Genomic DNA, 8,043 nt, shown 5'->3' with positions numbered 1-8,043 from the left:
CCGCCGCGAGCCTGGCCGGTCTGTCCTCCGCCAGGGCCGCCGCCAAGGCGCCCATCGCCGTCACCCAATATGGCAAGGTGCGCGGGGCCGAAATCGAAGGGATCAAGGTCTTCAAGGGCGTGCGCTATGGCGCCGACACCGGCCCGCGCCGCTTCCTGCCGCCGATCCCGCCGACGCCCTGGACCGGCGTCGCCGACGCCCTGGCCTATGGTCCCGCCAGCCCGCAGACCAAGGCGACCGATCCGACCAGCGAGGACTGCCTGTTCCTCAATGTCTGGACCCCCGGCCTGGCGGACGGGAAGCCGCGGCCGGTGATGGTCTATGTGCATGGCGGGGCCCACGCCAACGGTTCGGGCTCGGACCCGCTCTATGAGGGGGTGAATCTGTGCAAGCGCGGCGACGTGGTGGTGGTGACGGTCAATCACCGACTGAACCTGTTCGGTTATGCCTATCTGGCCGAACTGGGCGGGCCGGATCTCGCCGATAGCGGCAATGTCGGCAATCTGGACCTGATCCTGGCCCTGAAATGGGTACGCGACAACATCGCCGCCTTCGGGGGCGACCCCGGCAATGTCACGGCCTTCGGCCAGTCGGGCGGCGGCGCCAAGGTCGTCACCCTGATGGCCATGCCCTCGGCCCGGGGCTGATGCACAAGGCCGCCACCCTGAGCGGCCAGCATGTCACCGCCATGGGGCCCTATCACGCCTCCCTGCGGGCCAGGGCTCTGATGAAGGCCCTGGGCCTGGCGCCCGATCAGGTCGATCAGTTGCGCACCCTGCCGGCCGACCGGCTGGTCGAGGCCTTGAAGACGCCCGATCCCATCGCGCTGAAGGGCGCGATCCTCTTCTGGTCGGTCATGGACGGCGGCGTGCTGCCGCGCCATCCGTTCTATCCGGACGCCCCGCGCGAGAGCGCCCACATCCCGATGATCATCGGCAATACCCACGACGAAACCCGCGCCTTCCTGGGCGGCGATCCGAGGAACTTCACCCTCACCTGGGAGGATCTGCCCAAGCGCCTCGGCCCCGAACTGGTGCTCGACGTCGCGCCGGCGGTGGTCATCAAGCGTTATCGCGAGCTCTATCCGAATTACACGCCTTCGGAGGTGTTCTTCGCCGCCACAACGGCCGGTCGCTCATGGCCGGGCCATCTGATCCAGGCAGAGCAGCGGGCCCGGATCGGCGCGCCGGCCTGGATGTACCAGCTGGATTTCGGCTCGCCCCTCGATGGCGGCAAGCTGCGAGCCTTTCACACCTTCGACATTCCGCTAGTGTTCGACACCCTGGCCGCGCCGGGGTTCGAAGACCCGGCACGGGCGCCGACGCCAGGGCCGTCGCCCCACCAGATGAGCGAGGCCTTCATCGCCTTCGCCGCACGGGAGATCCCAACTGCGCGGCGATCCCGGCTTGGGAGCCCTACACCCTGCCCAGGCGGCCAACCCTGGTGATCGACGTGGATTCGAAGATGGTCGACGATCCGCGCAAGGAAGAGCGGGAACTGTTCTCGGGTCGCGCCGTTCATGAAGGAGGGGACGTAGCCAGCCGCCCGTCTCATCAAGCCTGTCATCCCGGCCAGCCTTTGAGAGGGTTCCGGGCTGACAAGCTTTGACGCGTCCGACGTCCCTAGGCGCGATCCCAAGGGAAGCTCAAGCTCGGCGGATTGGCGTGGCGTTTCATCTTCAGGGTCAGGCGAGCGCCCGAGCCGGGCGCCAGGCGGACCGTGAACGCAGAGGCGTCAATGGCTACGGCCGGACCGCCCTCGGTCGAGACGCTCAGCACCTGATGCTCGCCATAGCCGCCGCCCTGCACGGTCACAGTGCGGGCCGAGACCTGGTTGGTGTTGACCAGGGTCACGGTCACGCCGTCGTCGGTGAGCGTCTCGACCAGGGCCGCGACATCCTCAGGCACGCCGGCCCGGCGGCGTTCGGGATCGAAATAGCGCAGGCGGGCATAGAGCAGGGCTCCGCCCTGGGCCGGCGAGCTGGGCGACCAGGGCGGCCGGGCGATGTGGATCCCGCCCTGCATCAAATGGATCAGGGCCGTGACACTGGCCGGATTGATGTCGAGGGCCGCGTCGGCCAGCCGGGTGTCGGGCGTCGAGTGATCGTCGCGCTGGGCCTGGGCCTTGGCGCGGACCTGTTCCAAATCCTTGCGCAGGATCCTGGCGGGGAAGGCGGGGTCCTTTCCGTCCAGATAGGTCAGCCATGGATGGTCAGGAGCCCGCGCTCGATCGGAGGCCCGCATGGACAGGTACCAGATCTCCAGGCCATTCAGCCGGTACGGGCCGGGTGCATAACCGTACCAGCCCTTGGGGCCGTACATGCGCGGGGCCATGACCTTGCCGTCGACGGTCTTTTGCTGGGCGTTGATGACGTCGTTCTGCTTGCGCCAGACGTCGAGGTACTTGTCGTCGCCGGTCAGCAGATAGGCGTTCATGAAGCCGACGAAGGCGCGAGGCACCCGGTTGCGATCCTCGCGTTTGCCGGTCTGGGGCACGACGGGACTGAAGCCCCAGCCGTAGGTTCCGCTCCACCACTGGCCCTTGGGTCCGCCGATCTTGCCGTCGAGGCCGATCTTGCTGGGCAGGACGTCGCCATTGGCCTGGGCGCGGGCGATCCAGGCGTCGACATAGCCGATGATCCAGTCGCGGTATTTCGGCTCCTGGTCCAGCATGTAGGCGTTGAGCACCAGGCTGGTCGACTGCAGGTTCAGCGGCGCGTCGCCGACCACGTCGCCATATTCGTCATAGTGGCGCAGGGTCTGCTCGTAGGACTCCTCGCCGTGCTCCATGAAAAAGCCCTTCACCTCGTAAGGGTCGCCGGCCCAGTCCAGGGGCGTGGCCTTGCGCAGCATCGGACCCCGGCTGCCGGTGATCATGCTGCGGATGATCTTCAGCTGCGGATCATAGTTCGGCGCGCCCGGGTCTTCGCCCAGATAGAAGCCGGAGAAACGCTTGACCCGGTCGCGGTAGCGGGCGTCCTTTGGATCCGACAGGCCCAGCAGGTTGAACACCGACAGCCCCTCGGAGAGGTGCTGCCAGTCGGTCATGACCGGGAATTCCTTGTAGTACATGCCCTCGCGGGCGAACGGCACGTCCTTGGTCCGTGCGGCCGTGTACTGACGAACATTGCCTTCGAAAGCCCTCTTGGACAGTTCCAGCAGGCGGTCGCTAGCCCCTAGGGCGTGCAGGTGCGGCCAGTCATTGACGTTCTCGATGGCGTCGTCCGGGCCGTCATTGGCGCCCCAGCGCTCGACCGCCAGCAGATAGCCGCGCTCGTCGAAATAGCGGGCGAAGAAGGCTTCACAGGCCTCGGCGTTGGCCTTGAGCAATTCACGCTCCAGCAACGCCCATTCGGGCGGGGCCATCGGCGTGCTGATCTCGAGCGTCGCCGTGGGCGCGGCTAAGGCAGGGGCGGCGACGCCGGCCAGCAGCAGGGCCGAGGCGGTGCGCAGGAAGCGGCGGCGGCTGGTCAGGGGGCTGGGGCTCATGCGGGCTTCAGTTCGAGGCGCTGGATCTTGCCGACGACCAGGAAGTAGGCGGCGATGGCGATCACGCAGTGGGCCCCGACGAAGATCAGGGCGCCGTCGAACGAGCCCGTGCCGGCCACGATATAGCCGATGACGATCGGGGTCACGATGCCAGCCACATTGCCGAAGGTGTTGAAGATGCCGCCGGTGACCCCGGCCATCTCCTTGGGCGAGGTGTCGGCCACCACCGCCCAGCCCAGCGAGGCCACGCCCTTGCCGAAGAAGGCGGCGGCCATGATCACGATGACCAGCCATTCCTGCTCGACGAAGTTGCAGAGGATGATGCTGGTGGCCAGCAGCATGCCCAGCAGCAGCGGGGTCTTGCGGGCGATGTCGAGGTTGCCGGTTTTCTTCAGCAGGGCGTCGGAGATCATGCCGCCCAGGATGCCGCCGGCGAAGCCGCACAGGGCGGGCAGGGCGGCGGTGAATCCGGCCTGCAGGATCGACAGGCCGCGCTCCTTGACCAGATAGATCGGGAACCAGGTGACGAAGAAATAGGTCAGCACATTGATGCAGTACTGGCCCAGATAGACGCCCAGCAGCATGCGGTTGGTCAGGACCTGCCTGACATTGACCCAGGTGAAGGCCGCGCCGTTGGCGGCGTTCTTGTCTTCCATCCGCACCAGGCCGCCGCCGGCCTCGATATAGTCGAACTCGGCCTTGTTGATGCTCGGATGATCCACAGGGCTGTGGATAAGTTTGACGAAGAAGGCCGCCGCGACAAGGCCGACGGCGCCCATCACGAAGAACACTGAGCGCCAGCCGAAGCTGTGCGCCAGCCAGCCCATCAGCGGCGCGAAGGCGACCAGCGAGAAGTACTGGGCCGAGTTGAAGATCGCCGAGGCCGTGCCCCGCTCGGGGCCCGGGAACCAGGCGGCGACGATCCGGGCGTTGGCGGGGAAGGAAGGCGACTCGGCCAGGCCGACCATGAAGCGCATGGCGAACAGGGCGACCGCGGCGGCCAGGCCGCTGAACACGCCCGCGAAGCCCTGCAGCATGGTGAAGCCCGACCAGAGCACGAGGGCGGCGGTGTAGATCTTCTTGGAGCCGAACTTGTCGAGCAGGGCGCCGCCGGGGATCTGGCCCAGCACATAGGCCCAGGCGAAGGCCGACAGGATGTAGCCCATGGCCACGGGGTCCAGGCCCAGTTCCTTGGAGGCCGACTGGCCCGCGCGAAGGTGGCGCGGTCGGCGTAGTTGATCGTGGTGATGACGAACAGCACCGTGATGATCAGCCAGCGCGCGCGCGTGCGTTTGGCCTTGTCCGCGTCCGTGCCGGTCATCGCGTTTCCATTCCCATCGCCCCCGCTCTCGGGAGGCTTGCGGGACGGAAGCTAGAGACGACCCGAGGTCAGGTCTAAGTCAAATCGCCTATCGACCGATCCAAGCGGAACATGGATTGAGGTTGGATCGGTCTGAACTTGGGGGAGGTTGGGGCCTAGAGGGGGGGCTTTCCCCGGGAATTGCAGGGATTTCGCGCCTTCTTGGCGGCGATGCCGAGCAATCGGTGCAAATCACGCATAGGTCCATGCCTGATTAGGATTGGCCCTGGCCGGACCCCCACCCCTATCGTTCAGCTCGAACAGAAGGGTCTGGACCGGTCGCCGAGCGCGGCGTGGAACCCAGCCAGGATAAGAACGTGACCCGCGAAGACGGGCTTGGGAGGGAACAATGGCTTTCAATGACACACGCGGCCTGCGCGCATGGCTGACCGGCGGCGCCTCGTTCATGGCGATCACGCTTGGCGGCGTCGCCCAAGCCCAGGACGCCACCCCCGCAGCGGCCGTCGACGAGGTCGAGGCTGTCGTGGTCACTGGTTTCCGGGCCAGCCTGGCCAGCGCCATCAACCTCAAGCGCAGCGAGAGCGGCGTTGTCGACGCCATCAAGGCCGAGGATATCGCCCAGTTCCCCGACCTGAACCTGGCCGAATCCCTGCAGCGCATTCCCGGCGTCTCGATCTCGCGGATCAATGGCGAAGGCCGTCAGGTCACCGTCCGCGGCCTGGGCTCGGAATATACCCGCGTCCGCATCAATGGCATGGAAGCCATCTCGACCACAGGCGGCACGGCCAACAGCGGCGGCACCAATCGCGGTCGTGGTTTTGACTTCAACGTCTTCGCCTCCGACCTGTTCAACAGCCTGGCGGTCCGCAAGACCGCCTCGGCCGACGTGGAAGAAGGCTCGCTGGGGGCCACGGTTGACCTGATGACGGCCCGGCCGTTCGACAATCCCAAGCCCCAGCTCGTTCTGTCGGCGACCGCCAGCTACAACGATCTGTCGGAGCAGACGACGCCGCGCCTGTCGGCCCTGGCCAGCCGCACCTGGTTCGACGGCAAGCTCGGCGCCCTGGTTTCGGTCGCCTACGAGCAGCGCCACCTGAAGGAAGAAGGCGCCAACATCACGCGCTGGACCTATGGCGGCAGCAATGGCGGCTTCAACGCGGCCTCGACCGTGCCGGGCTACACCATCGCCCAGATCAACAACAACACGGCCGCCAACGGCATTTTCGCCCCGCGCATCCCGTCCTATGTCAGCTACGACATCAATTCCAAGCGCCTGGGCGTCACCGGCTCGGTGCAGTTCCGGCCCGACGAAGACACTGTCCTGACCCTGGACGCGCTCTATTCGTATCTGGATGGAACCCGCAAGGAAGCCCAACTGCAGGCCATTGGCCTGTCGCGGGCCGGGGTCGGCAAGCCCCAGACCATCATCCGTGACGGCGTCGTGGACGGTAACAACCTGGTCTATGCGCGCATGGACAATGTCGATCTGCGCACCCAGTCGGCCTATGACGAGCTGCACACCGAGTTCAAGCAGTTCACCTTCACCGGCACGCGCGATTTCGGCTCCAACATCCGCACGGGCATCCTGGCCGGCTACGCGGACTCAACCTTCACCCAGCCGGTGTCGACGATCATCACCTTCGACCGGGCCAACAGCCAGGGCTACAGCTACGACTTCCGCGGCGACCGCTTGCCGACGATCGGCCTGGGCTTCGACCCGACCAATCCGGCCAACTGGTCGGCGATCAACGGCGCCTCGGAAGTGCGCATCCGTCCGCAGTTCGTCGAGAACCAGTTCTCAACCGCCAAGGTCTATGGCGAGTGGGACGCCAATGAGGCCCTGACCCTCAAGGTCGGCGTCGACTGGCGCAAGTTCGAGTACGACAGCTATGGCGCCTATCGGACCAGCGAGACGGTCAGCCAGACCCTGACCCCGGCCGAGCTGGCGTCGGTGTCCAAGGTGTTCAGCGGGTTTGGTCGCAATCTCGACCTGGCGGACGGCAACGCCACCGCCTGGCTGGTGCCCGACATCGACGCCTATGCGGCCAAGTTCGGCATCTACAGCAACACCGGCATCTATGCCCTGACCAACACCAACAACAGTTCGGCGCGCGGTCAGTACGGCGCGGTGCAGGAAGCCAGCACGGGCGCCTATGTCCAGGCCGATTTCCGCTTCAACGCCTTCGGCCTGCCTTTCCGCGGCGACGCCGGCCTGCGCCACGTCAAGACCGACCAGCAGTCGGCCGGCTATGCGGCCGTCGGCGGCGTGATCCAGCGCGTCGAGGCCAGCCGCAGCTATGAAATGACCCTGCCGGCCTTCAACCTGGCCGCCGATGTCTCCGACACCGTCGTGGCCCGGATCAGCTCGGCCCAGACCATCGCTCGCCCGGGCATCGGCTCGCTGTCTCCCGGCGGCGACGTCAACGTCCAGGGCGCCAACCGCAACTTCAGCTCGGGCAATCCCGACCTGGATCCGACCAAGTCGACCAATGTCGACCTGTCGCTGGAATGGTATCCGGCCAAGGGGACGATGCTGGCCGCCGGCCTGTTCTTCAAGCGCATCGACACCTTCGTCGCCACCCTGCGCCAGGAGGCCGTCTACAACACGCTGGGCCTGCCGGACTCGCTGCTGACTGGCACCGGCGCCACGCCGACCGAGGTCTTCCAGGTGACCCAGCCGGTCAATTCCAACGGTGGCGACCTGTCGGGCTTCGAGCTGAACTGGCAACAGCCCCTGACCTTCCTGCCAGGGTTCTGGAGCAATTTCGGCTTCCTCGCCAACTACACCTATGTGAATTCGGACATCGAGTATCTGACCTCGACCACGCCCGGCGCGCCGACGGTCAACGCCACTCTGGTGGGCCTGTCCAGGAACGCCGCCAACGCGACGATCTACTATGAGACGGAGACCTTCAGCGTGCGCGGTTCGGCAGCCTATCGCTCGGGCTATCTGACCCAGGTCCCGGGCAGCGACGGCAACGCCTATCACGGCACCAACGAGACGCTGAACTTCGACATGCAGGCCACCGTGGCCCTGCGGCCGAACCTGAAGCTGTCCTTCGAAGGCGTGAACCTGACTGACGAGTTCAACGACCAGTATGTCGGCGAGAGCAACCGCCTCAATGTCTACACCCACAGCGGCCGACAGTTCTTCGTCGGGCTGAGGTACAACTTCTAGGGCGTTCGCTCCTCCCAGACCGCGCCTTGGATAAAGCGCCGGCCTTCCTCCAGGCC

Annotated in this window: 3 protein-coding genes and 1 pseudogene; 2 read left to right on the top strand and 2 right to left on the bottom strand. The window is 66.2% G+C overall.

Features of this window, described 5'->3' with window-relative positions; genetic code table 11:
* Positions 1-77: 77 nt before the first annotated feature.
* A pseudogene (locus CSW58_RS05065) lies at positions 78-1,447 on the top strand (carboxylesterase/lipase family protein).
* Positions 1,448-1,622: 175 nt separating this feature from the next.
* Here the strand turns inward: CSW58_RS05065 and CSW58_RS05060 are convergent.
* Both CSW58_RS05060 and CSW58_RS05055 read right to left on the bottom strand, forming a co-directional pair.
* Positions 1,623-3,488, bottom strand: a complete 1,866-nt coding sequence (locus CSW58_RS05060) for a hypothetical protein (RefSeq protein WP_236627654.1) — start codon at positions 3,486-3,488, stop codon at positions 1,623-1,625.
* Positions 3,485-4,654: an MFS transporter gene (locus CSW58_RS05055; protein WP_304441628.1), complete on the bottom strand. Its 1,170-nt coding sequence runs from the start codon at positions 4,652-4,654 to the stop codon at positions 3,485-3,487. Before CSW58_RS05055 ends, CSW58_RS05060 begins: the two co-directional genes overlap by 4 nt.
* Before the next feature lie 543 nt (positions 4,655-5,197).
* Here CSW58_RS05055 and CSW58_RS05050 point away from each other — a divergent pair.
* On the top strand, positions 5,198-7,987 hold the full coding sequence (locus CSW58_RS05050) for a TonB-dependent receptor (RefSeq protein ID WP_099446556.1): 2,790 nt from the start codon (positions 5,198-5,200) through the stop codon (positions 7,985-7,987).
* The last annotated feature ends 56 nt before the right edge of the window (positions 7,988-8,043 follow it).

This window comes from Caulobacter sp. B11 (assembly GCF_002737765.1).
GTDB lineage: Bacteria > Pseudomonadota > Alphaproteobacteria > Caulobacterales > Caulobacteraceae > Caulobacter.
The sequence above is the reverse complement of the archived record's forward strand: the minus strand, read 5'-3'. Positions and strand labels throughout refer to the sequence as shown.